Origin of the sequence: Amycolatopsis solani (assembly GCF_033441515.1) — a bacterium.
Lineage (GTDB): Bacteria > Actinomycetota > Actinomycetes > Mycobacteriales > Pseudonocardiaceae > Amycolatopsis > Amycolatopsis solani.
This window is the reverse complement of sequence record NZ_JAWQJT010000001.1, coordinates 2389257-2414224: the sequence shown is the minus strand read 5'-3', so window position 1 is coordinate 2414224 and position 24968 is coordinate 2389257. Positions and strand designations below refer to the sequence as shown.

Genomic DNA, 24968 nt, shown 5'->3' with positions numbered 1-24968 from the left:
AAGAGGACGCACCGAAGCCCTCCCCCTGCTTGGGTTGGGACACCCTCTCCACCGAGCCAGCCGCCGACGCTAGCGGGGCACGGCCACGCGGCGGAACCACCCGGTGACGCAGTGGCCGTAAACCTTCGCGGTACGCCGCGGGCTCCGGCTACCGCGGCGGGTCGACGCGGTAGCTTCGCAGCGTGCCGGGACTCCTTCGCGCGCGGCCGCGGCTCGCCGACGCCGTGCTCGCGGTCGTCGTCGCGGCCTACCAGCTCGCCGGCGCGACCGACCTCGGCGGGCACTTCGGCGACCACGCCCGGCCGCTCGGCCTGGTCCTCGCCGTCGTGAGCGCGCTGCCGCTCGCGCTGCGGCGCCGCTTCCCGATCTCCGCGCTGGTCGCGTGCGTCGTCCTGATGGGGCTGTTCTACGGCCTCGGTTTCCGGTCGCAGCTCGGCCAGCTCAGCGTGGTCGTGGCCGCGTACACGGTGTGGGCGCACTGCCGGTTCCGGGACGCGCTGCTCGTGACCGTGCTCGGCCTGGCCGCCTACGAGACGTCGATGCTGTTCGGCAGCCCGGTTTCCCCGGTCGGCGACTCGCTCCTGGCGCTGCTGCTGGCCGCCGGGATCGCGGCGATCGGGCGCGCCGCCTACGTGCGCAGCCACCGCATCCGCGACGCCGAGGAGGCCCTCGCCGAGGAACGCGTCCGGATCGCGCACGAGCTGCACGACGTCGTCTCGCACCACCTTTCGGTGATTTCGGTGCAGGCCAACCTCGCGCGGTACGTCTTCGAGTCGGCGCCGGACACCGCGCGGACGGCACTGGACACGATCACCGGCACGACGACCGAAGCGCTCGACGAGCTGCGGCGCCTCCTGAGCGTCCTCCGCCCGCCGCGGCACGCGACGGCGGAGTACCGGCCGCAGCCCGGGCTCGCCGACCTGGACGCGCTCGCCGCGCGGGTCCGCGAAGCCGGGGTCCCGGTCGACGTGCGCGTCACCGGCACGCCCCGGACGTTGCCGCCGGGCCAGCAGCTGTGCGCGTACCGCGTCGCGCAGGAGGCACTGACGAACGTGCTCAAGCACGCCGGTTCCCCGGCTTCGCTGGTCCTCGCCTACGAGCCGGAGCAGCTGGTGCTCAGCGTGACGGACACGGGTGGCCGCGCGGCGGCGCCGAACCCGGGCGGGCACGGGCTGGTCGGCATGCGCGAACGCGCCCGGATGTACGGTGGCGTGATCGAGATCGGTCCCCGCGATCCGGCCGGGTTCGCCGTCGTGCTGACCTTGCCGTACCCGAGCCGCCCGTCGCCCGAACCGCAGGAGCCCGAGTGACCAGCGTGCTGGTGGTCGACGACCAGGACCTCGTCCGCGCCGGGTTCGCCGCGCTGCTCGGCGCGGTGCCGGGAATCGACGTCGCCGGCGAAGCACGTGACGGGCTCGAGGCGGTCGCGAAGGCGGCGGCACTGCGTCCCGACGTCGTCCTGATGGACATCCGGCTGCCCGGGCTGGACGGTGTCACGGCGGCCGAGCGGATCCTCGCGTCGGCGGCGCCGCGGCCGAGCGTGATCATGCTGACGGTGTTCGACCTCGACGAGTACGTCTACGCGGCGTTGCGCGCGGGCGCGTCGGGCTTCCTGCTCAAGGACAGCCCGCCGGAGACGCTGATCGCGGGCATCCACGCGGCCGCCCGCGGCGACATGCTGTTCGGCCCGACGATCACCCGGCGGCTGGTCGAGGCCTTCACCTCGGCCCAGCCCACCGCCGCGCCGGAGCTGCCGGGGCTGACCGACCGCGAGCGCGAGGTGCTGCGCTCCGTCGGCACGGGCGCGCCGAACGGCGCCATCGCGGCCGAGCTGGGCGTCAGCGAGGCGACGGTGAAGACCCACCTCAACCGGCTGATGGCGAAGCTCGGCATTTCGAGCCGGGCGCAGGCGGTGGTCGTGGCGTACGAGACGGGCCTGGTCAAACCAGGCGGCTGAGCTCCTGCCGGACGGCGATCATCGCCGCCTGGGTCACGAAGCCGACCTCCCGGTTGACCCGGATCATGTGCGTGTTCTCCGCCCCGGTGTTCGTGCTGATCCACCGCAGCCCGGGCCGCTCGGCGAGCAGCCACCGCACCATGTCCGCCTTCACGCAGCGACCGAGACCACGACCTCGGTGCGCGGCGACCACGGCGGTGTCCCGCTGGTAGCCCCAGTCCGGCCGGCGCGGGTGGACGCAGACTTCGGTGAGGCCGGCGACGGTCCCGGTCTCCTCGTGGACCGCGACGACGAGGTGCTGCACCAGCCCTTGTGCCCGCGCTTCGGCTTCGGCGGCGCGCACGCGTTCCGCCGTCCACTCGGGCCAGCGGAAGCCCGAGTCCCCGAGCGGCGCGTCGTGGATCGCACCCCGCGCGACGGCGTAGGAACCGAGCACGTCTTCCGGGGCCGCGCCCGCCCAGCGGCGCAGCCGGTACCCGGGCGGAACCGGCACGTCCCAGCACGCCGGGTCGGTCTCGTCGACGACCAGGGCCAGCCGCTCGATCGTGCGCACCCGCCGGAAACCCCGGGCCTCGGCCCACCGCTCGCCGTCGGACCCGGCGACGACCTGCCACCCTTCGACGCTCTTTCGCCCGCGCGCCCGCAGTTCGGGCAGCACCGCGCGCAGCAACGCGGTGCCGATCCCCGAGCGTCGTATTCCCGGGTGCACGACGACGTCGGTCAGCCCGATCCCGCTGTTCTCGGCGTCGAGGAAGTGCACCCCGGCGAACGCGACGACGTCGTCCCCGCGGCGGGCCACCCAGTGCGCGGCCGGGCCCATTCCCGGCAGCGGTTTCGCCAGCCGTCCGGCCACTTCCGCGAGCGGGAGCGGCGGTTCCTCGGGCCGGTCAGCGGCCTGGCTCGCCACGAGCACGGCGTGGTAGCCGCCGAGGTCGGCGCCGGCCGGGTCGAAGCGCTCGATCGTCACCATGCGATCCAGTGTGCCGCGACACGCTGTGACCCGGTGCACGCGACCGAACACCTGATCGAATACCCTCCCTCCATGACCGAGTCAGACCCGCAGCTCGAGCGCATCCGCAAGCTGCTGGCCAAGGCCGAGGACCCGGCGGTCACCGAGGCGGAGGCCGAGGCCTACAACCGGAAGGCCGCCGAGCTCGTCGCGCGGTACGGGATCGACCAGGCGATGCTCGCCGCGTCCGGTGCGACCGCCGACGAGATCGGCACGCTCAAGATCCCGATGAACGACCCGTACAGCCGGGACAAGGCGAGCCTGCTCACCTCGGTCGCGTACCCGCTGCGCTGCCGGACGCTCCTGCACCGCTACGGCCAGAAGGTCGAGAGCGTCACGGTGTTCGGCTTCCACTCCGACCTCGGCCGCGTCGAGCTGCTGTTCACGAGCCTGCTGCTGCAGGCGAGCACCCAGCTGACCCGCGTCCGGCCGGACGGCTTCTTCCCCGGCGAGTCGCTGGCCGCCTACCGGCGCACGTGGCTGCACGGCTTCGCGCGCGCGGTGCACGAGCGGCTTTCGCACGCCGAAGCCGAAGCCGTCCGCACGGCGGTGCCCGGCGAGCGGTCGGCGGAGCTGGTCGTCCGGGACCGCGCGCAGCTGGTGCAGCACGCGTTCGACTCCGAGTACGGCGACCTGCGCTCGGCCGCGCCCCGGCGGCTGTCCGGCAGCGGCTACCTCGACGGCCACGACGCCGGCACGAAGGCGAACCTCGACCCGTCCGCGCTGACCCGCCGCCAGAAGGCCCTGCGCTGACTCTCGCCCGGATGCCGCTAGCCCGGCGGTGATCTTTCCGTTTCACTGGGCGCATGCGCGTCGTCGATCTTGCCGAACGCCCCGACCTGCTCGACGCCGCCTTGGCGCTCGGCGACGTCGGCGGCCAGTTCATCTACCAGGGTGCCAGCGGCCGGATGATCACCGGCGAGCGGTTCCTGCGCCACTGGGCGCGGTACTTCCTGATCGCGCTGGACGACGACGGCACGCCGATGGCCCGCGCCCTGTCGGTCCCGCTCGCCTACCCGGCGCCGGACCGCACCGAGCTGCCGGACCACGGCTGGGACCAGGCCATCGAGTGGGCGGCGCAGGACGTGATGGACGGCCGCGAGCCGAACGCGTTGTGCGCGCTGGAAGTCGTGATCGCGCCGCACCTGCGGGGCACCGGCCTGTCGGCGCCGATGCTGAAAACGTTGAAGGCCCGGGCCGCGGAAACGGGGCTGCGCAAGCTGATCGTGTCGGTGCGCCCGATCGGCAAGGAGGCCGAACCGGCGGTCCCGATGGCGGAGTACGCCGCCCGCCGCCGCCCGGACGGCCTGCTCGCCGACCGCTGGCTGCGCACCCACGAACGCCTGGGCGCCCGCGTGGTGAAAGTGTGCCCGTTCGCGGTGACCCTGGCCGGCTCCCTGGCCGACTGGCGCGACTGGACGGGCGTGAAGCTCCAGGACGGCGAGAACTTCATCCCCGGCGGCATCGCCCCGGTCCACGCGTCGACGGCCCACGACACGGCGACGTACGTCGAGCCGAACGTGTGGCTGGAGCACCCGATGTAAGTCGATTCGATCAAGTGCCGACAGCTTCCGGCTCCGCCACCCCTGCGGCCAGTCCAGCGCGGATGGATCGCGCTTTGTCGATCCACCAGGAGGCGGACGCGAGCCGCCCTTGGGTAAAAAGAACGTCAGCCAGATTGATCGCAGCTTCTGCGTCGCCGGCTTCGGCCGCCGTCTGGTACCAGCGTTTCGCTTGCTGCAGATCACGCCGTTTGGCGAAGATCACCCCTAGATTGAACGCTGCCGACACATTGCCGGCTTCGGCAGCCGTCTGCCAGTAGGGGATCGCCTCCTCGGTGCGCCCGAGTTCGTCCAGGATTTCAGCGAGAGCCGCCTGACCCACGTTGTCGTCTGCGGACACTAAGGGTCCGAGCAGGTCCAGCGCTTCTTCCAGCCGTCCACCCTTATAGAGGATGGCACCAAGTGCGTAGGCCGAGGACCGGTCTCCCACTTCTGCTCCGCGCCTGAACCACGATTCAGCCCCGTCCGCATCGTTCGATTTGTCAAGTAGCTTACCCAAATTACCCGCCGCGGAGAAAAGTCCCAATTCGAACGCCCGCTCATACCATTTTCTCGCGCCGGCGTAGTCCTCCGCTTCCAGCCGCAGCGTTCCCAGGTTGAGTGCTGCTTCAGCCGACCCACGAGCAGACGCCTTGCCGTACCACTCCTCCGCTTGTTCGCGCCGACCGGCTCCATGGTGGAACAACCCGATGTTGTAAGTCGCAAAAGGATCGCCGTCCTCTTCGGCTTTGTGAAACCACGGAAGTGCTTCTTGTGCGCGTCCGGTCTCGCTCAGTAGTTTGCCCAGGTTAGTGGCCGACCGGTGCTCGTTCAATTCTGCGCCACGCCGGTACCACTGCTCGGCTTCGTCCAGCTTTCCCTGCTCTTCGAGGTCGAACCCCACAAGGAAGAACGCGGGCGGGTAGTTCGCGTCAGCGGCACGCATCCGCCACTTCCGGGACTTCTTCGACTTCCCCTCCCTGTCGTAAATCACCGCGAGGTTGAATGCCGCTCTTGGCTCACCTGCCTTCGCGGCTTGCGAGAAGTAAGCGATCGACTCCTCCATCCGGCCGTTCTCGTTGCAGAGAACTCCCAGGTTGTAGCACGCCATCGAGGTTTCAACATCAGCGTCGAGCATCCATCGCCAGATAGACTCGGCGACCTCGGTCGAGACACCAGTTCCCGCGTCGGCTGCCCTGAGTGCGATGTCCAAGAGGTCCTTACCAGAAGAATTTTTCTTGGCGGCAAGCCACGTCGCGTCCAGGACCGGCTGCGACGCACTCATCCGCTCGAGCCGGTCTACCAGGTAGTCGAAAACACTCCACTGGCCACCGGCGACTTCGAACAGCGGGCTGGTCACGCCGTGAAATTGCTGACTTGCCCAAGCCCACGCCTCGACGAGAGACTCGGGCCGCAAAAGAAGACCCCCCTGTCGTTCAAGGTAGTGCTCGTGCAGTTCGACGATAAGTTCTTCGTCGTAGGGGCCCGCCAAGCCTGCCCGCGCCAAGTCAACAGCCGCTGCGATGAGAGCCGCCGCGCGAGGTTGACCGTCGACATCCATTGCCATTCGCCAAGCGGACCAGATCGCCGGGCCGGCTGCCAGGTACTCGGCGACCCCGTGGTGGCGGCTGTGCTCGACAGCGGCGGAAATCCGGTCGTCGTCAAATCGAGCTGCTCGCGCAATCTCGTCGTCGCTCCAGATCCGCTGGACCTCCAACGGATCAGCAGACGCGAGCACTCGAGCACCTATCTGAGCCTCCTGAAGGGGAACAGAGTCAGCGTCGGTGGGTAGCACATCCTGAAACATCGGATGGAACGTCTTGTACTCACGCATCCGCATGGTCGCCAGAAGTGGAACATTCCGCTTTTGGAATGCAGCCAGCATGGCCACGTCCAAAGCACCTGGGCCGAGGAACAGCTCCAGATTATCGAGCCAGACGACGCACTGCTCCGGCGACTCTATAATCGTCGCCAGTACCCCCTGCAGTTCACTACCCTGCGACGGAGTCGCAACCCGGCGGTTCGGCATGACCGCACGCATCGCTTCGAAAGCCGCTCGCGTCTTACCTGCCGCGGAGTGACCGAGCAGGAGAACCAGGCCACCGGCTTCTGCCACAGCATCTAGCCGACGCCTTAGCTCGGTGTCGATGTCACGTTCGACGTAGGGTGGTACGCCTTGGTCGTCGGCCTGCGGCCGCGCCCGGTGTACGCCAGCGGCTACAGGATCCCAGGCTGCTGCGACCGGCCAATATTGCGAATCCTGCAACGGCAACGGCGTGGTCCGCTGACTTCCCACATGAGCTGGGCCGAACAAATTCCCGATCTGCACGACAGGACCGTGGAACACACCGTCGGCGACTTCGTTCCGAGAAGACCCACGCTGCCCACCGCCATCTTTCGCTTCAACCATGACCGACATCCCGGAGCGCGGATCCGAACGAGGACACGCGAGCTACTATAGCGTTCAGAGAGGCGAACCGACACACTCGGATCCGGCAGGAGGCACCGTCCCGGTGGGCAAGGCAAGCCATGCACGGCAAAAACGCCGCGCCAACAGCAACTCCGAGTCTTCCTCGCGCGTGCCGGAGGCAGATTCGCATCCACGGGTGATCTCCGAAAGCGAAGCCGCGGCCTTACTACGGCTACTCAGCGAGAACCGCGGCTCCAAGCAAAGCTTGGCATCAGCCTATGCGTGGGGATACACAATTGTCCACAAAGCCGTCGAAGAAGGGGAATACCCGGAGTGGTACGACAGCCTGGATCCCCTCGACTTGATCCTCCTGGGTATAGTTTATCCAAAGGAGTTCGCTGACAGCAAAGAATTCGGCAACGCTCGGACAGCGTGGCTCCGCGAGCTACGTAAGACGCCACACTGGCCGTCTGTCGGCAAGTTTGTGTCCGAGGCGGTCGATCTCAGCAGTGAACTCGATCTCCCTGTTGACAACCCACAAGTCCTCTTCGACCTCAACGCACGGATCGAGAACGCCGGGCTGGCTCACAAAAGACTTCCGAAAGCCGTACACCCCGGCACCCTTCTGGCGAGCGCCAGGTTTCTACGGGGTCTCAGGACGGACATGCCCTTACCACCGGCAACCAGCGAGTCCCTCCTCCAGGCCGAGCGGTTCGCCGCTAATCTGGAGCCCAGCTTCCCGCAGGACGGCTCTTGCGCCGAACTGCTGCGCAACGGCCTGTTTTTGCTATCGCGAATAATCGCACCAGCAGACACCGACAGCACCTTCTTGTTGATCGCACTGTACATCTCTCTCACGGATTCGAACGATGTACCGTTGGACGAAATCCCCGAACGAGCTCACGCGTGGGCGCTCGGATTACCCGACGAATCAAGCCTGATCATCGTCATTGATGCGATCAATGCGTGCGCCGCACAGGATTTGCCTCTCATCACCGCTCTGAGTCACCTCTTCGTCGTCCCGGAGTTCACCCATCAGGTCGATCGAGAAGACCGGCGGTGGCACAGCGCTCCCGGAACGGATTTCGTACCTCTGGCTTTTGAGCTGGGTGGCCACGACCACGTGAACACTCGCTCGAGCCGGACGTACCGCTTGTCTCCAGGTGGCTCGGCGATCGTGGCGAGCGTTCTGCGCAATAAGGCTCCGACAGGAGCGGACACCATCGAACCCCCCGGACACGAAGACAACGTCGACGATTGGGTGAAGATGTTCGATTTGATCGGCCTTCACCCGGCGTGGAAGAAAGCCTGGCTTGACGAGAACGCCCCGCTGCCACGACTCGACGGCACCTTCAGAGACCGCGCCGGGGAGCGAGATTGGCATGCCGCGATCGAGCGTTACATTCGTGCCCATCCCGACGAAGACCCTCCTGACGCCGAAGAGGAGCTTCGGAAGCTGCGACGGTATGACGGCATCATGGTCATGAAGCAGGCCCTGGCGGACGAGGCGTTCGCCGCAGAACTGGTCGACCTGGTGGCCGACGATCCGCTGGGCGAAGACTACGGACTGATCGGCATCCGAGAACTTGCCTACGATCTCGGAGCACTGACAACGGACTTGCTGGCCGATGAGCCAGAGTTCGAGGACCAAGCCTTGACTCTAGCTTTCAAGTGGGGCGGGCCGGAGTTACGCGATCGAGTGGCTGAGTACAGCGAGACAGACGCCGAAGACGAGGTAGCAACCCTGGTTTTGGCCGGCGCGTACGTTCAGCAAGCCAGCTTGAAATCACCCATCTGAACGCGCAAGCAGCCTACTTTTGTGTAGCAAGCCTTAAAGATCCGTGCAGGACTTTTCACTTGTCCTGACGGGTCCGCTTCGGCACCGTGGAGCCCGTGACTGGTTGGGTGCGCATCGCGGTACTGGCTCTGCTGTGGGGCTCGGGGTTCCTCTGGATCAAGCTGGCGTTGACCGGGCTGAGCCCCGTCCACCTCACGCTGGTCCGCTGCGCGCTCGGCGCGCTGACGTTGCTGGTGCTGGCCTTCGCGGCCCGCCAGCGGCTTCCGCGTGACCGCGGCACGTGGGGGCGGCTGGTCGTCGCCGCGTTCTTCTGCAACGCGCTGCCGTTCGCGCTGTTCGGCATCGGCGAGCGCACGGTGGACTCCGGCGTCGCCGGGGTCATGAACGCCACGACCCCGTTGTGGTCGCTGCTGATCGGCGTCGCGCTCGGCACGGAACGACGGCTCAACCCGGCGCGCCTGCTCGGGCTGGCGCTCGGGTTCGCCGGCATCGTGGTGATCTTCGCGCCGTGGGAACAGGAGGGCCTGCTGAGCACCGGCGCCCTCGCACTGCTGGCGGCCGGCCTCAGCTACGCGATCGCGTTCGCTTACATGGCAAGGAAACTGCCACCGAACGGCGCCCCGCTCGCGCTGTCGGCCGCCCAGCTGACGACCGCCACCGCGTTGACGGCGCTCGCCCTGCCGGTCGCCGGGACCGCGCCGCACGTGAACCTCACGGCGCTCGTCGCGGTGACGATCCTCGGCGTCTTCGGCACCGGCATCACGTTCTACCTCAACTACCGCGTGATCGCCGACGAAGGCCCCACCGCCGCGGCCACGGTCGGCTACCTGCTCCCGGTGGTGTCGGTCGCCCTCGGCACCCTCTTCCTCGGCGAGCCGCTGTCAGCACGGGTGGTCGGCGGCATGGTGATCGTCCTGTTCGCCGTCGCCCTCACCCGGCTGAAGCCTCAGGTGCCGGCGAACTGCCCGGCGAGCTCGGCGGCCGGTTCGGCGACCCCGAAGTAGTCGCCCGTGCCCAGCTCGGCGCCCGCCGTGCGCCACCAGCTCGCCTGGTCCTCGGTGTGGATGCCGTCGACGACGAGGGTGGCGCCGACCTGCCGGACCAGCGGCACGAGCGCGCCGAGGAACGTCGAGTCCGACCACGACTGCCATTCGGCGAGCCGCCGGTCGACGCGCACGATGTCGACCGGCAGGTCCTGGACCGCCCGCAGGTCGTCGGGCCCCAGCCCGAACTCGTCGAGCATCACGTGGACGCCGAGGTCGGCCAGCGCGGTGACGTTCTCGATCACCCCGGACACCGGCAGCGCGCCGACCGGCACGCCGAGCATCAGCTGGTCCGGCGGCAGGCCGGTGTCGGCCAGCAGCCGCGTGACGCGCGTGCCCAGCGCGTCGTCCGACACCTGGTGCCCGGTCAGGCCGGCGACCATCGGGAGGCCGAACCCCGCGCGCTGCCGCCACCACTCGCCCTGACGGCCCGCCGCGCGCAGCAGCCAGTCACCGAGCGGCAGCACCAGCCCGGTCGACTCGGCGAGCTCCGCGCACTGTTCGTGCGCGGGCACCCGCTCGTCCGGCCGGTCCCAGTGCAGCCGGGCTTCGACGCCGGCCACCCCGCCGTCGGCGAGCCGCGCCATCGGCCGGTACCGGACGCTGATCTCGCCGTGCTCCCAGGCCCCGGCCATGCCGACGGCCAGCGCCTGCGTCCGCCGGTCGTCGGCGTCGGCCTCCCGGTCGAACATCTTCCACTGGCCGCGCCGCCGTTCCTTGGCGCGCCGCAGCGTCTGGTCCGCCGCCCGCAGCAGTTCCACCGGGTCGATGCCCTTCGACGGCCGGTGCACCACGCCGGCGCTCGCCGACAGCGCGAGCCCGTGCCCGTCGACGAAGAACGGTTCGGCGAGCTCGTCGTTGATGGCGCGCACGATGGTGCCGATGTCCGGCGTCGTCGCGGTGTTCTCGACCAGGATGCCGAACTCGTCGCTGTGGAACCGCGCGATCATCGCCTTTTCCCCGGCCATCACCACCTTCAGCCGCTGCGCGAAGTGCACCAGCAGTTGCTCGCCGATCCGGCGGCCGAGGCTGTTGCAGACCATCCCGAACGCGTCGAGGTCGACGTGGAACAACGTCACGCCGTACACCGGGTCGGCGCGTCGCAGCGCCGTCTCCAGGTGGGTGCCGAAGTACTGCCGGTTCGGCAGCCCGGTGAGCACGTCGTGCAGGGCCTGGCGGCTCAGTTCCCCTTGCAGCAGAACCAGTTCGGTGCCGTCCTCGACCACGACGACGAAGTACCCCGGCCGGTCCTCGGCGTCGCGCAGCAGGGACGCGGTGAGCGAGATCCGGGCGACGTCGCCGTCCTTGCGCAGCAGCCGTTGCGACTGCCGGACCCGCTCCCGGCCGCCCTCGCGCAGCGCCTCCATCGCCGTGCGCAGGACACCGACGGTGCCGGAGTGGACGACGTCGTACAGCACGGACCCGGTCAGCTCGCCGGGCTGGTGCCCGAGCATCTCGGCCAGTGCCGCGTTCGCCCGCACGATCCGGCCGTCGAGGGAGACCAGCGCGATGCCGCTCGCCGACGACGTCACGACTTCTTCGAAGCGCGCCTCGCTTTCCTTGAGGTGCCACTGGGCGTCGCGCACCGCCTTGAGCAGCGAGAGGTGCATGATCTCCTGCTGGTCGAGGACGCTGCGTTCGTGCGCGCGCAGGAACCCGCACGAGAGCGCGCCCAGCGTCAGCGCGACGCGCTCGGCCAAGCGGTCCACCGCCTGGAGTTCCGGCAGCGCGGGCAGGCCCTTCGCGAGGACGTCGAGCGTGCACCGCAGCCCGGGCTCGCCGACGTAGCCGAGCCCGACCAGCCGCGCGCCGATCCGTTCGGCGGGCGCGGTGTCCGCGGACGTGCCGCGCAGGCAGGCGCACAACGTGGCGAGCACGCCGCGCAGTTCGGTGTCGAGTTCGTCCCGGCCCAGCGAAACGACGGTCACGCCGCTGAGCAGGTAGGCCCACTTCCGGGCGAGCAGGTGCCGCCCGCGATCCGGGTCGGGGACTGTGGGCTGGTCCGGTTGGAGGTCGGGCATCGGCATCCGGCGCGTCCGATCAGTTCTTGCGGCCGATGCCGGCGTAGACCAGCATGTTCATCGCGGCGGCGGCGGAGATGTCCGCCGGGCCGGACGGCCGCCATTCCCCGCAGCCGACCAATCCCGGTTCGACGATTTCGAATCCGCCGAAGAGCTCGGTCACCTCGGCGTGCGTCCGCAGGTTCACTTGGTCGGGGCTCCGGCTTTCCTTGATCGCCTCCGTCGCCACTTCGAGATTTTCGTCCTGGTGGTCACCGGTGACGTGGGTGATCGCGAGAAAACTGCCGGGCGCGAGCGCCGCGCCGTACCGCCCGACGAGTTCGAGCGGGCCGGATTCGTCGGGAACCCAATGCAGCATCAAGAGCATCAGCAAACCGAGGGGTTTGTCGAAATCAAGTAAAGCGCGCACCTGTGGTGCATCGAAAATCTTCTCCGGATCCCGCATATCGGCGTGCACTATCGCTGCACGATCGTTGCCGGCGAGCATCAATTCGCTGTGCGCGACCGCCACCGGGTCGCGGTCGACGTAGACCACGCGGCAGTCCGGGTGCTGCGACTGGGCGACTTCGTGCACGTTGGCCACCGTCGGGATCCCCGAGCCGATGTCGAGGAACTGCCGGATCCCCTGTCCCGTCATGAACCGCACCGCGCGCCCCAGGAACGCGCGGTTCACGCGCGCTGCGTCGCGCAAACCGGGCATCGCGCGTTCGATCTGTTCACCCACCGCTCGATCGACGGCGAAGTGGTGTCCGCCGCCCAGCATGAAGTCGTAGGTGCGCGCCATACTCGGTACCGAGATATCGACTCCCGGCGGTACCCATTCCGGTGATCGCGTCACGAAGAACACCTTCTCAGTCTGTCGGACGGAAAGAGCTTAGCGATTTCTCCGGATTCGTCCACTGCGCCATGTGCGTGAGCGCACGCCACCCGATCGGGCACTGTACCGTTCGCCCGGACGCGCCTACCGTAGGCCGTCTCCTTGGGAATTCCACACAATGGCGCAACGAGGAGTCCACATGACCGCCCCGGTCGCACCGGGCCGGTGGCCTTTTCTCGGGCACACTCCGGCACTGCTGAGGCAACGCTTCGCGTTCACCAGTTCATTGCACGACCACGGCGAGATCGTGAAGCTGTACCTGGGCCCGGCACCCACCTACTTCGTCACGAGCCCGCGGCTGGCGCACGAAGTGCTGGTCACCGCGGGTCCGAAGTTCCGCAAGGGCGCCATGTTCGACAAGTTCCGGCCGTTCGTCGGAAACGGCTTGGTGCTTTCGAACGGCGACTTCCACCGGCACCAGCGGCGGTTGATGCAACCGGCGTTCCACCGCGACCGCTTGATCGCTTACGCGGAGATCATGCGGAACGCGGCGGCCGCGCTGGCCGATTCCTGGCGGGCCGGCGAGGTGCGGCCGGTCGACGAGGACATGCAGCGCCTCGCGGTGACGATCGTCGGCGAGGCGCTGTTCTCCACGGAACTGGGAAAAGAGGCGATCGCCGAAGCGCGGAGATCCATTTACCTGATCATCCAGCAGGGAATGATTCGCGCGTTGTCACCGAAGTTCGTCGAAAAGCTGCCGGTGCCCGGTAACCGGCGGTTCGACGAGGCGATCACCCGGATGCGGGCGATCGTGCTGGCGGTGATCCGCGAATGGCGGGCCGAGGGCACCGACCACGGCGACCTGCTCTCGACGTTGCTGCTGGCCGGCATGACCGACGAGCAGGCGCGGGACGAGGTGCTCACCCTGCTCACCGCGGGCATCGAAACGACCGCGCTGGCGCTGTCCTGGACGTTCCACGAGCTCGGCAGGCACCGCGAAGTGGAGGCACGCGTGCACGCCGAGATCGACGAAGTGCTCGGCGGCCGCCCGGTCACGGCCGAGAACCTCGGGCGGCTGGGCTACGTCCGCCAAGTGGTCGACGAGGTGCTGCGCGTGTACCCGCTGTGGATGCTGATGCGCCGCACCCTCGAGGAAGTCGACCTCGGCGGCGTCCGGCTCCCGGCCGGCGCCGAAGTGATCGTCAGCCCGCACGCCCTGCACCACGACCCCGCGTCGTTCCCCGACCCGGCCCGGTTCGATCCCGGCCGCTGGACCCCGGAGCGCGCCGCCGAGCTGCCGAAGGGCGCGTTCATCCCGTTCGGCGCGGGCAACCGGCAGTGCATCGGAAACCGCTTCGCCCAGAACGAAATCGTCATCACGGTGGCCACGGTGGCCGCGCGCTGGCGGCTGGTCCCGCTCCCGGACCACCCGGTACGCGTGAAGTTCACCTCGGCCGCCTACCCGGACAGCCTGCCGATGACGGCTGTCCCCCGTCGCTAGCTGGAGGTCGTACCCCCCGTGCTCCGCCTACGTGTTTGTGCTGCGGTTTTCCTGTTGCTGACCCTGTTACCGGCCCCCGCACGGGCGGCCACGACGACGTGCGAGGACCTCAACGTCCCGGTCACGGTGGCCCTGCTCCCCCAGACGGTGCACGGCCGCCTGTGCGCCCCGGCGGGCGCGCGGACCGTGGTGGTCCTGATCCCCGGCGGCACGTACAACGCGTCCTATTGGGACATCGGCTACACCCCGCAGACCCGGTCGTTCCGCCTGGCCGTGAACAACGCGGGCGTCGCGACCCTGGCGCTGGACCGCCTGGGAACGGGAGCGAGTTCGAAGCCGCTAAGCACGTTGCTGAGCGCCTCGGTCCAAGCCACGGCGGCCCACCAGGTGATCCAGTCGGTCCGTGCCCGCTTCGCGAAGGTGATCGTCGGCGGCCACTCGATCGGCTCGGCGATGGCCATGATCGAGGCCGGCCGCTACCACGACGTCGACGGCGTGCTGGTGACGGGGATGACCCACCGGATGAACCTGATCACGGTGATCCCGGTGCTCGCCACTATGATCCCGGCGCCCTTCGATCCGGCCGTCCCCGGCCGCGACGCGGGCTACCTGACCACGAGCCCGGGCACCCGCTACACGGCCTTCCACACCCCGGGCCCGCTGGACGAGGCCGCGATCGCGTACGACGAGTCCACAAAGGACGTCTTCGCGGCGACGGAAGCGGTGGACAGCCTGACGTTGACCACGGTGGTGACCCCGGCGTCCCAGCAGATCACCGTCCCGGTCCTGCTGGTGGTGGGCGACGACCCGCACTTCTGCGGCACCCTGGGCAGCGACTGCTCGTCCCCGGAAGCGTTGCGCGCATCGGAAGCCCCGTTCTTCGGCGGCCCCCTCCAGACGTACATCCTCGACGGCTACGGCCACGCGATCGACTACGCCCCGAACGCCCCGGCGTACTTCGGCGTGGTGGCCGCCTGGCTCGAGTCGTTCTGAGCTCGCGGGCGTGCAGGAGCCGGCTCGGGTGGTCCGGCTCCTGCACGCCATCACCGGGTGCCCGCCCCGCGGTACCGAGGTCGCCGGGAGCGCCGGACGGGCCCGCCCGGCCGGGCGGTCATGCGCCCAGCCAGGTTCTCGCGCCGGTCACCTCGGCCAGGCGGTCGGGGATCGGCGTGACCCCGAGGCCCGGGCCCGGCGGCACCGGCAGGTACCCGTCGTCGAGGACGAACGGCTCGGTGATGTCGGTGCGGTAGAAGTGGCCGGACGCCGACGTGTCGCCGGGCAGATCGGGGTGCGCACATACCGGGGCAGCTCGGCGTGGCCGTGCAGATCCTCCTCGTCCAGCGGCTTTTCCGGCAGCAGCAGGCCGAACGGGTCGAGCCGCGGCGCGTCCGGCAGCGAGTACGCGGTGTTCGCGTCGACCTGTCCGGAACGGCGCCACCAAAGGCATCCGCACGCGCGGGATCTCCACTCCGGTGAGCTTCACGGCCACTCCCTCGCCACCACGTACCGGCCGGCCCGGTCGAACCCGGTGACCCGGGCACCGCCGGTCATCAGGCCGTGCAGCACCTCCCGCAGCGCGATCCGCCAGACGCGGCCCAGCCCGGGGTCGCTCACCCGCACCGCCTCGATGTCGGGTGGCACCGCGACCAGTACGACCGGCGCGTCGGCCGGGCCCGGCACCGGGCCACCGTCCGTGCCGACGGACAGCGCGGGCGCACCGGTCACGTCGTCCACAAGGGACAGCCGGCCGCGCACCGCCGCTTCGACCGCCGGGCTGGTGAGGTCCCAGACGGTCATCAGCCGGTCCGTGGCACCGGAGCCGTTGATGGCGTCGCCCATCGGGCCGTAGAAGTCGGGCAGGTAGCGCACCGGGCGGGCGGCCAGCTTGGCCAGGTTGAAGTGCGCGTTGCGGCGCACCAGCGGGTCGAACGTCCAGGAGACGCGGGTGGCGCCCTCGCGCAGCGCCCAGGCGCGCTGGTGCAGCTTGAGCGCGAACCCGACGCCCCGGCCGGACCCGGCGCGGGCGACCCCGGCGATGTGGCTGTGCAGGCTGCCCTTGGCCGGGTGGCCGAAGAACCCGAGGCAGCCGCCGAGCAGCCGATCCCCGTCGAACGCCCCGGCCACGTAGTTCCCGGCCGCCGCCAACGCCTTCAGCAGCTCGGCGGTGACCAGCGTGCCGCCCCAGATCGACCGGAAGAGGGCGCACACGGCGGTCAGCTCGGGTACGCCGGCCAGTTCGCGGACCACCACCCCGGCCGCGGCCGCCGCCGCCACTTCCGGGGGCTCCGTCACCAGTTCGGCCATCGGCTCGTCCTTTCCGCCGTCATCGCGGCTCACCTCGCACTCCCCGCCCGGGCAGCGCGCCGGCGCGCAACTCCCCGTCCGCGACCACCGGGACCCCGGCGACGAACAGGTGCCGGACCCCGGCCGACGGCCGGGTCGGATCGGCGTGGGTGGCGGTGTCGGTGATCGTGCCGGGGTCGAGCACCACCAGGTCGGCGTCCGCGCCGGCACCGAGCCAGCCCTTGCCCCGCGCCGCCGGCGCGACGTCGTCGAGGATCCGCGCGGGCAGGTGGGAACACCGGCGGAAGGCCTCCAGCCACGTCCAGGCGCCCGTCTCGCGCACCATCACCCGCAGCGCGCGGGCGAACGTCCCCGCGGTGCGGGGGTGGGTGGACCCGCCGGGTGGCAACGGCCAGTCGGTGCTCTCCCGCACGCCGCCGGGCCAGGTCACCGGCATGGCGTCGCTGGCGACGACGGCGTCGGGGAAGGCCAGCGACGCGTGCAGCAGCGCCCGGTCGGCGGCGACCCGCTCGTCCAGGAACTCCAGGACGCACGCCGCGCCCGGGTCGGCGCGCCGCAGCTCGCGCAGGCGGGCCTCGTCCGCGACGCGTTCGCCGGATTCGAGCATGACCACGCTGGCCGGGCCGAGCCCCTTGAGCCGCAATCGTTCCGGGTCGAGGAACGCGGCCCCGACCGCCGTGCTGCCCGCGCCGTACGGGTACGCCTCCACGGTTACCCGCGAGCCTTCCCGGCGTGCCTCGTCCAGGGTGCGCAGCACCCGCTCGAGGTGCCGCCCGGACGTGCTGTTGACGTGGCAGTGGTGCATCGCGGCGCCCGTTTCCGCCGCGGCCAGCGCGAGCTCCGCCGCCCCGTCGACCGGGATGGCCGCATCGACCTCGGCCAGCTCGCGCACGTGTGTATAGACCGGCACCCCGGCGGCCGCGGCGAGCCGCGCGACGGCGAGGAACTCCGGCGGCGCGGAGTAGGGCGCGTATCCCATCAGCACGCCGATGCCCAGTGCCCCGGCGGCCAGCTCGCCGTCCAGAAGGGACAGCCAGGCGGCCAGCTCCGGCGGGGACGAAGACCGTTGCCACCGCGGATCGCCCAGCGCCGCCATGGTGGTCTGGACCCGCGCGTCGGGCTCGACGCCGGCGAGCACGCGGGCCCGGGCCGCACCCCAGGAAGCGGAGAAGCCGTAGTGCACCGGCCGCCCGGCCGCGGCCGCCTCGGCGTACGCGCGCCCGAGCGGCATCAGCCCGGCCTCCAGCTCCAAAGCCGTCGTGACCCCGTCCATCGCCCGCAGCCGCAGCCCGGCGATCGACTGCGCGTGGCTGTGCAGGTCCACGAACCCCGGCCCGACCACCAGCCCGGCGACGTCGACGAGCGTGGTCCCCGGTTCCGGCGCCGGGTGCGGGCCGACCGCGGTGACCCGGTCACCGGTCAGCAGGACGTCGGTGACGCCGTCGAACCCGCCGGCCGGGTCGATCACCCGGCCGCCGCGCAGGAGCGTCGGGCTCATCCTCGGCCGTGCCCGGCGACGGTGGCGATCGCGGCCAGCGCGGCGAACCACAGGTCCGCCAGCTCGCCGACCTCGTGCTCGGTCAGGTGCCGTCCGGCGAACGTCCAGTTCGCCACCAGCTGCGGGCCGTCGGCCGTGTCGTAGGTGATCGCGTTGAGGTCGAGCACGTGCAGCAGCGGCATGTCGGCCTGGCCGCCGCCGAGGAAACCGCCGCCTTCCCCAGGCCCGGGCCGCGGGGTCCACGGGCTGTCGCCGGTGGAGGAGGCCACCCGGCCCAGGTAGTTGAACCCGGCGTCCGGCCGGACCGCCGGCTCCAGCCGCGCGCGCGTCCGCGCGTTGAGGTGGCGCAGCAGTCCGAACCCGAGGCCGCCGGGGACGGCACGCAGGTTTTCCTTGATCCGCTCGACGCCCCGGCGGGCCGCGGCCCCACCCGCGAGCAGATCGTCCCAAGCCACCGCGTCCGGGTCGAGGCGGACCGGGTACATGCTGGTGAACCAGCCCAGCGTGCGGGACAGGTCGACACCCGGCGCCACGGATTCGTCGCGCCCGTGCCCTTCGACGTCGACCACGAGGGGTCCGGCCGCCCGCCCGCGCGCACGCGCCCACCGCGCCGCCGCGAACGCGAACGCGGCCAGCAGCACGTCCTGGATCCCGGCGCCGAGCGCCGACGGGACCGTCCCCAGCAGCGGGACGGTCTGCGCCACCGGCAGGCGCTTCGAGACCTTGGCGGCGGTGGCGTAGATGTCCTTCTCCGGGTCGAGGTCCCCGCACACCAGCGGCTCGGCCGGCGCCAGGATCCCTTGCCACACCGGCAGTTCCGCCGCCCGCGCCGGGGCGTGGGCCTGCGCGGCCAGCAGCAGGGACCAGCGCCGGAACGACGTCCCGGTGGCCGGCAGGCCGATCGGTTCGCCGGCGCTGATCGCGGCCCAGCCCGCCGCGAGGTCCTGCAGCAGGATCCGCCACGACACGCCGTCGACCACGACGTGGTGGATCAGCACCAGCAGCGTTCCCGGCCGGTCCGGCCCGTGGTCGAACCAGACCGGCTGCAGCAGCGAGTCCGCGGTGAGCCCGAGCCGGTCACCGGCGGCTTCGTATCCGGCCGCGATCGTGGCCTCGGCCTGTTCGCCGGAAAGCCCGCGGCAGTCGACGTGCTCGAGGTACCGCGCCACCGGAACGGAGCCGACCGGCCGCACCGTCAGCGCCAGGCCGCCGTCGCCGCCGGACGCCACGCGCAGGCGGAGCACGTCGTGGTGGTCGACCACCGCCTGCAGCAGCCTGGACACCCCGGCCAGGTCCAGCCCGGCCGGCGTGGCGATCAGCATGGCCTGGAAGAACCGGTCGACCAGCCCGCCGTGGGCGTGGAACGCCTCGATGATCGGGGTGACGGCGACCGCACCCACCCCGACGTCGTCGAGCGGGTCGGCCGAGGCCCCGCCCTGGCGGGCGACCGGCGCCAGCTCGGCCGGGGTCTCGTGCCAGGCCACGTCGTCCGGCTGGATCAGCACGCCGACCGCCCGGGCGCGCCTGACCAGCTGCAGCGACGACACGTCGTCCCCGCCGAGGTCGAAGAAGCTGTCGTCGGTCCCGACGTCGTCGAGCCCGAGGACCTGGGCGTACAGCTCCGCGAGGACCCCGGGGGTCACCGGCAGGGTTTCTTCGATGGTCCAGTGGTTTTCGTCGGTCATGCCCGCCTCAGAACGCTCCGTGGAATCGGTCGGGGTCGGCGAAGTCCAGCGCCACCGCCGGTGGCCGGCCGAGGACGGTGTCCGCGAGCACCTCGCCCAGCCCGGGTGCGTGCTTGAACGCGTGCCCGCTGTCCCCGCCGCCGAGCACCAGCCGCGGGTCGCCGTGCGGCCGTCCGACGAGGAACTGGCGGTCGGGGGTCAGCGTGTACATGCACACGGTCGTTTCGGCGGGCTCGAGCGCCAGCCCCGGTGCCGCCCAGCGCGCGATGGCTTCGATCCGCTTCCAGTCCTGCTCCGCGATCCGCCGGTCGCAGTCGCTTGCCGACGTTTCCCGGAACACCGCGGCGTCGTCGTCGTACTCGAGCGCGAACTTGACCAAGCCGCCGTCCCGGGTGCCGTGGCCGTACACGATGCCCGCCCCGCCCAGGTCACGCAGGAAGATGGGGAACTCCCGGGCGCCGAACCGGCCGGCGCCGCCGACGGGCCGGAACCACGTCATCGGGGTCCGCACCACGGTCAGCGGCAGCCCCGGGACGAGCCGCGGCAGCCACGGTCCGGCCGTCACGACGGCTTGCCGGGCGCGGATCGTCCCGGTACCGGTCGTGACGACCACACCCCCGTCGACCAGCTCGATGCCGGTCACCGCGGCTCCGGTCCGCACCTCGGCACCGGCTCGCTCGGCCGCACCGGCGGCGGCGCGGACGGCGTCCTCGGCGCGGAGCACCCCGGCGGTGGAATCCAGGACCGCGATGTGGTCCGCCGGTACACCGCCGTGCTCCGGGAAGCGGCGCTCGATGGCCGGCGCGGCCAGCACTTCGACCGCCACGTCGTGGACCCGCGCCGCCTCCAGCGTGCCGGCGACCAGGTGGCAGCCGGGCGGGCCGATCAGCAGCCCGCCCGTCTCGTCCAGCAACGGCCGGCCCGCTTCCGATTCCAGCTCCCGCCACAGCCGGCGGGACAACCGCGCCAGCGGGACGAGACCCGGGTGCTCGAGGCAGGTCGTCCGGAACATCCGGGTCGAGCCGTGCGAGGACCCCCACGGGTGCCCGACCGTGAACTGTTCCACGCCGACGACGTCGACGCCGCGGGCGGCCAGCCGCCACAGCGTGGCCGCGCCGACCACCCCCAGCCCGACGACGACGACCTCGGCGGTCCGGTCGTGCTCAGCCACCCTGCCGACCGCCGATCCCCCAGCGGTGCGGCGGCACGGGGTCCAGCGTGATCCACGTCGTCGGCCGGATCTCCTCCCCGTAGACCGCGACGACGGCTTCGGTGAGGCGTTCGATCAGGGCGGGCTCGGTTTCGGCGTCGAGCCGGTGCTCGTAGATCTTGACGTTGATGTACGGCATCGTCATTCCCCCGCGGCTTCGGCGAACTTCGGCATGACGCCCTCGGCGAACAGCTCGAACGACCGCCGGGACTGCGCTTCCGGCATCGCACCGGGGTTGAACTGCAGGCTGACGCAGATGTCCCGGCCGAACCACTCGCCGATCGTCTCCAGCTGGGCCGTCACTTCGGCGGGCGTGCCGACGAGCACCTTGTTGTCCGCCAGCGCCTTGCCGAGGCTGTACTTCTTCACCTTGTCCGCGAAGGTCTCGTACCCCGGGTAGTCGGCGCTCCTGACCTCCGCCAGCGCGGCGACCTCGCGCGCCATCATCGCGATGTAGTTGCGCTCCCAGGTGTCCGCCACCGTCATCGCGGTCTCGCGGTCGTCCGCGACGTAGCAGGTGTACTTGATCTGCACCCGCGGCGCGGGCTCGGCGTGCCCGGCCTCGGCCCACGCGTCGCGGTAGCGCCGCACCATCTCCTGCAGCCGGTCCACCGACACGACCGACGGGACGACCTGGATGCCGTAGCCTTCACGGCCGGCCGCGGCGCACGAGTCCGGTGTGGACGCCGAAGCGACGTAGATGCGTGGGTGCGGCGCCGAATACGGGCGCGGCGACAGCGTGACCGGACCGAAGCTGTGGAACTTCCCGTCCCACACCACGTCGGTCTCGCTCCACAGCCGGCGGCACGCCTCGATGCCTTCCTGGAACCGGGCCCGGCTTTCGTCCATCGAGAACCCGAACAAGTCGAACTCGCGCGGCAGGAACCCGCGGCCGAACCCGACGTCCAGGCGCCCGCGGGACAGGTTGTCCAGCACGGCGAGCCGGGACGCCAGTTTCACCGGGTGCTCGAAGGCCGCGATCACCGCACCGGTGATCAGGCGGATCCGGCTCGTCCGCATGGCCGCGGCGGTCAGGAAGAGCACCGGGTCCGGGCTGTAGCCGCCGTAGGGCGAGCAGTAGTGCTCGACCGTCTGGACGTGGGCGAACCCGGCGGCCTCGGCCGCTTCGACGAGGCGAAGGCTTTCCTCGTAGTACTGCGCCGCGCCCTTGCTCTCCGGGTCCACGACGGGGAAGAAGTTGATTCCGAATTCCACGACAACCTCTCGAAAATCGGTCGGAGCTTGGTCAGCGGGCCGTCAGCGCGCCGGCTGTCTCGGCGAAGGCGGTGGCCAGCGCCTGGGTCATGTGCTCGACCTGCCCGTCGCTCAGCGAGGGGTAGCAGGGCAGGTTGACCTGCGCGCCGAACCAGGACCGCTCGGCGACCGGGCACTCGCCCGGCCCGTGCCCGCGCCACCGCCACTCGGGCAGCAGGTGCAACGGGAAGTAGCGGAGCTCGATCTGCACGCCCTGCCGGTCGAGCGAGCGGATCAGGCGTTCCCGGGCCTCCGCGCCGTCCGCCACCATGAACGTGTACAGGTGGTACGCGTGCTCGGTGTCCACCGAAAGGCTCTGGGGCCGGGCCGCCGGGCTGAGGCCGATCACCTCGTCGAGGGCCGCCGCGATCGAGCGCCGCCGCTCCAGCAGGCCGTCGAGCCGGTCCAGCTGGACGCTGCCGACGACCGCCGCGGGCTCGGACAGGGTCGCGTTCGTGCCGGCGCGCAGGATGCGGAGGTAGTCCGACGTGTAGACGTCGTCGGCGTCCCGCATCCACGGCAGCAGCGAACCGCCGGGCAGGCTGTACTCCCAGCTCGGCCGCACCGATCCGTCGACCCGGTTGGACCGGATCTGGTTCAGCCGCTCGGCCCAGTCGTCGCGGGCGAAGGTGATCATGCCGCCTTCGCCGAGCGTCGTGATGTTCTTGAGCGAGTGGAAGCTGAAGCACCCGATGTCGGCCAGCGCGCCGGGGTGCTCGCCGTGGTAGCTCGCGCCCAGCGCGTGCGCGCAGTCTTCGAGCACGAGGCTGCCGTGGTCGTGCGCGATCCGGACGATCTCGCGCATGGCGGCCGGTGCCCCGCCGTAGTGCACCACGATCACCGCGCGGGTGCGTTCGCTGATCATCGCCCGCAGGGCTTCCGGGTCCATGTTCAGCGTGTCCGGGTCGATGTCGCAGAACCGGACGTTGACATCGAGGTCGAGCAGCGGCTGGGCCATCGCGCGGTACGTCTGCGGGGTGACGATGACCTCGTCGCCGCGGCTCAGGCCGAGCAGGTGGATCGCCAGGTCGAGCGCGACCGTCCCGCTGGTCACCGAGAAGGCGTACCGCGAGCCGATCCGGTCGCGGAAGCGCTGCTCGAACAGCGCCCGGTGGCGCCCCTGCGAAAGGATCTCGCCGGAATCGATCAGCTCGGCGAGCGCGGTCAGCTCCTCGCCACCGAGAATGCTTCCTCTGCGTGCCGCGGGCACGATGTAGGGCGACATCGTCATCCTGCCTTCACCTGCTCGGAAAAGCGCTCGCGGAGACCCTTCTTGTCGATCTTCCTGGCCGGCGTCAGCGGCAGCGCGTCCAGGATTTCCAGCTGGGCCGGGATCTTGTACTGCGCGACGCCGATCTCGGCGAAGATCGCGCGGACGTCGGACAGGTCCAGCTCGGTCCCGGGGTGCAGGACCACGCAGGCGCAGATCCGTTCGCCGGTCCGCTCGTCCGGCACGGCGATCACCGCCGCGTGCTGGACGGCGGCCAGCAGGTACAGGTGGTTTTCCACCTCTTCCGCCGAGATCTTCTCGCCCGCCCGGTTGATGATGTCGCGCGAACGGCCTTCGATCATGAGGTTGCCCGACTCGTGCACGCGCACGATGTCGCCGGTGCGGAACCAGCCGTCCGGCGTGAACGACTGCGCGTTCACTTCGCGGGCGTCGTAGTACCCGCGGATCGTGTACGGCCCCCGGGTCTCCAGCAGCCCCATTTCCCCGTGGGGTACCGGGTTCCCGTTCGAGTCGACGACGCGGATCTCGTCGGCCGGGCTCATCGGGCGGCCCTGGGTGGCGTCCACCACCTCGTCGGGGTCGTCGAGCCGGGTGTAGCAGAGCAGGCCTTCGGCCATCCCGTACACCTGCTGCAGCCGGCAGCCGAAGATCGGCTGCACCCGCTTGGCCAGTTCCGTCGCCAGCCGCGCCGACCCGATCTGCAGCGTCTCCAGGCTGCTCAGGTCGAACCGGCCGGGTTCGGCCGCGAGCGTGTCCATCCAGTGCTTCGCCACCGACGGCGCCAGCGCCGTCACGGTGACGCGTTCCCGTTCGATCGCCGCGAACGCGTTCTGCGGGCTCGGGGTCGGGATCAGGACCGCGGTCCCGCCCACGGCGAAGGTGCCGAGCAGGCCGGGGCAGGCGAGGGAGAAGTTGTGCGACGCCGACATCGTGGCCAGGTACACGGTCTTGGCGGTGAACCCGCAGACCTCCGCGCTGCGCCGCGCGTTGTACTCGTAGTCGTCGTGCGTGCGCCCGATCAGCTTCGGCAATCCCGTAGTACCACCGGAAAGCAGGAACGTGACGACGTCCCGGCTGCGGACAGCGCTTTCATCGAGCTTCTTCCGGCGCACGTCGGCGTCCCCCGCCGGGGTGCACATCGCCGTCAGGTCGAGGCAGCCGTCCGAGGGCGTCCCGGGCGCACCGTCCTCGCGGACGACCAGGAGCGTGCGCACCGCGGGTACGGCTTCGCCGACCCGGTGCGCGAGCTGCTCGTGCTCGTACCCACGCCAGGTCGACGGGGTGGCCAGCGCCGTCGCCCCCCCGTGGCGCGCGATGTGCACCAGCTCGTGGTCCCGGTGCGGCATCAGCGTCATGATCGGCACGACGCCGATCCGCGCGCAGGCGAAGAACAGCACCACGAACTGCCAGCAGTTGGGCAGCTGCACGACGATCTTGTCGCCCCGCGCCAGCCCGGTCTCGAGCAGCTTCTCGGCGAGGGCGTCGGCCTGCACGGCCAGGTCGAGGTAGGTCAGCGTGACCGTGCCGTCGACCACGGCGGTGTCGTCACCGCGGTCGTCGGCCCACTCCCACATCAGGGTTCCGAACGTCTTCCCCCGCCAGTGGCCCGCGGCGGCGTACTCCGCCGCGAGCCGGTCCGGCCAGGTGGGCGTACCAGCGGAAACCCGGTTTTCCATGCTGTCCATGCAC

General features: G+C 70.5%; 20 protein-coding genes and 1 pseudogene. 8 read left to right on the top strand and 13 right to left on the bottom strand.

The features are described from left to right. Positions 1-182 precede the first annotated feature (182 nt). Positions 183-1310 carry a sensor histidine kinase gene (locus SD460_RS12000; protein WP_318306156.1) on the top strand — a complete coding sequence of 376 codons (1128 nt, stop codon included), beginning with the start codon at positions 183-185 and terminating at the stop codon, positions 1308-1310. Beyond that, on the top strand, positions 1307-1957 hold the full coding sequence (locus tag SD460_RS11995; RefSeq protein ID WP_290049833.1) for a response regulator: 651 nt from the start codon (positions 1307-1309) through the stop codon (positions 1955-1957). Before SD460_RS12000 ends, SD460_RS11995 begins: the two co-directional genes overlap by 4 nt. Here SD460_RS11995 and SD460_RS11990 read toward each other — a convergent pair. Further along, positions 1941-2927 (bottom strand): GNAT family N-acetyltransferase, encoded by a 987-nt coding sequence (locus SD460_RS11990; RefSeq protein WP_290049831.1) that lies wholly within the window; start codon positions 2925-2927, stop codon positions 1941-1943. The two genes, SD460_RS11995 and SD460_RS11990, sit on opposite strands and share 17 nt — an antisense overlap. 72 nt (positions 2928-2999) lie before the next feature. Between SD460_RS11990 and SD460_RS11985 the strand changes: the two genes are divergently transcribed. Next, the gene (locus SD460_RS11985; protein ID WP_290049829.1) at positions 3000-3719 is read left to right on the top strand and encodes a DUF2786 domain-containing protein; all 720 of its coding nucleotides are present in this window, start codon (positions 3000-3002) and stop codon (positions 3717-3719) included. A gap of 53 nt (positions 3720-3772) precedes the next feature. After that, complete coding sequence (locus tag SD460_RS11980; protein ID WP_290049828.1) at positions 3773-4510, top strand: Long-chain-fatty-acid--CoA ligase; 738 nt, start codon at positions 3773-3775, stop codon at positions 4508-4510. A 10-nt stretch (positions 4511-4520) separates the two neighbouring features. Here the strand turns inward: SD460_RS11980 and SD460_RS11975 are convergent, their stop codons facing one another. Continuing rightward, positions 4521-6917 (bottom strand): tetratricopeptide repeat protein, encoded by a 2397-nt coding sequence (locus SD460_RS11975; protein WP_318306155.1) that lies wholly within the window; start codon positions 6915-6917, stop codon positions 4521-4523. Between SD460_RS11975 and SD460_RS11970 the strand changes: the two genes are divergently transcribed. Beyond that, a complete protein-coding gene (locus SD460_RS11970; protein ID WP_290049824.1) occupies positions 6916-8715 on the top strand; it encodes a hypothetical protein in 1800 nt (599 codons plus the stop codon). The genes SD460_RS11975 and SD460_RS11970 overlap by 2 nt on opposite strands. 95 nt (positions 8716-8810) lie before the next feature. Further along, a complete protein-coding gene (locus SD460_RS11965; protein WP_290049822.1) occupies positions 8811-9719 on the top strand; it encodes a DMT family transporter in 909 nt (302 codons plus the stop codon). On the opposite strand, the gene SD460_RS11960 is transcribed toward SD460_RS11965, so the two are convergent. Then, a complete protein-coding gene (locus SD460_RS11960; protein WP_318306154.1) occupies positions 9662-11779 on the bottom strand; it encodes a putative bifunctional diguanylate cyclase/phosphodiesterase in 2118 nt (705 codons plus the stop codon). The genes SD460_RS11965 and SD460_RS11960 overlap by 58 nt on opposite strands. 19 nt (positions 11780-11798) lie before the next feature. Next, entirely contained in the window at positions 11799-12617 is an 819-nt protein-coding gene (locus SD460_RS11955) for an SAM-dependent methyltransferase (RefSeq protein ID WP_438860534.1), read from the bottom strand. A 178-nt stretch (positions 12618-12795) separates the two neighbouring features. Between SD460_RS11955 and SD460_RS11950 the strand changes: the two genes are divergently transcribed. Continuing rightward, positions 12796-14097 (top strand): cytochrome P450, encoded by a 1302-nt coding sequence (locus SD460_RS11950; RefSeq protein WP_290049819.1) that lies wholly within the window; start codon positions 12796-12798, stop codon positions 14095-14097. Between the two features lie 51 nt (positions 14098-14148). After that, on the top strand, positions 14149-15090 hold the full coding sequence (locus tag SD460_RS11945; protein ID WP_438860533.1) for an alpha/beta hydrolase: 942 nt from the start codon (positions 14149-14151) through the stop codon (positions 15088-15090). Positions 15091-15208: 118 nt separating this feature from the next. Here the strand turns inward: SD460_RS11945 and SD460_RS11940 are convergent. The 9 genes and pseudogenes from SD460_RS11940 to SD460_RS11900 form a co-directional block, all read right to left on the bottom strand. Next, a pseudogene (locus tag SD460_RS11940) lies at positions 15209-15519 on the bottom strand (o-succinylbenzoate synthase); the annotation flags it as partial. A 57-nt stretch (positions 15520-15576) separates the two neighbouring features. Then, complete coding sequence (locus tag SD460_RS11935; protein ID WP_318306558.1) at positions 15577-16401, bottom strand: GNAT family N-acetyltransferase; 825 nt, start codon at positions 16399-16401, stop codon at positions 15577-15579. Between the two features lie 19 nt (positions 16402-16420). Further along, on the bottom strand, positions 16421-17899 hold the full coding sequence (locus SD460_RS11930) for an amidohydrolase family protein (protein WP_290049815.1): 1479 nt from the start codon (positions 17897-17899) through the stop codon (positions 16421-16423). Continuing rightward, positions 17896-19584, bottom strand: a complete 1689-nt coding sequence (locus SD460_RS11925; protein WP_290049813.1) for a condensation domain-containing protein — start codon at positions 19582-19584, stop codon at positions 17896-17898. Before SD460_RS11925 ends, SD460_RS11930 begins: the two co-directional genes overlap by 4 nt. 7 nt (positions 19585-19591) lie before the next feature. Then, positions 19592-20755: an N-methyl-L-tryptophan oxidase gene (gene solA / locus SD460_RS11920; protein WP_318306153.1), complete on the bottom strand. Its 1164-nt coding sequence runs from the start codon at positions 20753-20755 to the stop codon at positions 19592-19594. After that, positions 20748-20933, bottom strand: a complete 186-nt coding sequence (locus SD460_RS11915; protein ID WP_290049811.1) for a tautomerase family protein — start codon at positions 20931-20933, stop codon at positions 20748-20750. Before SD460_RS11915 ends, solA begins: the two co-directional genes overlap by 8 nt. 2 nt (positions 20934-20935) lie before the next feature. Beyond that, positions 20936-22009, bottom strand: coding sequence for an LLM class flavin-dependent oxidoreductase (locus tag SD460_RS11910; RefSeq protein ID WP_290049810.1), 1074 nt, complete (start codon positions 22007-22009; stop codon positions 20936-20938). Between the two features lie 31 nt (positions 22010-22040). Then, positions 22041-23279: a DegT/DnrJ/EryC1/StrS family aminotransferase gene (locus SD460_RS11905; RefSeq protein WP_290049808.1), complete on the bottom strand. Its 1239-nt coding sequence runs from the start codon at positions 23277-23279 to the stop codon at positions 22041-22043. Then, on the bottom strand, positions 23276-24964 hold the full coding sequence (locus SD460_RS11900) for a (2,3-dihydroxybenzoyl)adenylate synthase (RefSeq protein ID WP_290049807.1): 1689 nt from the start codon (positions 24962-24964) through the stop codon (positions 23276-23278). Before SD460_RS11900 ends, SD460_RS11905 begins: the two co-directional genes overlap by 4 nt. Between the last annotated feature and the right edge of the window lie 4 nt (positions 24965-24968).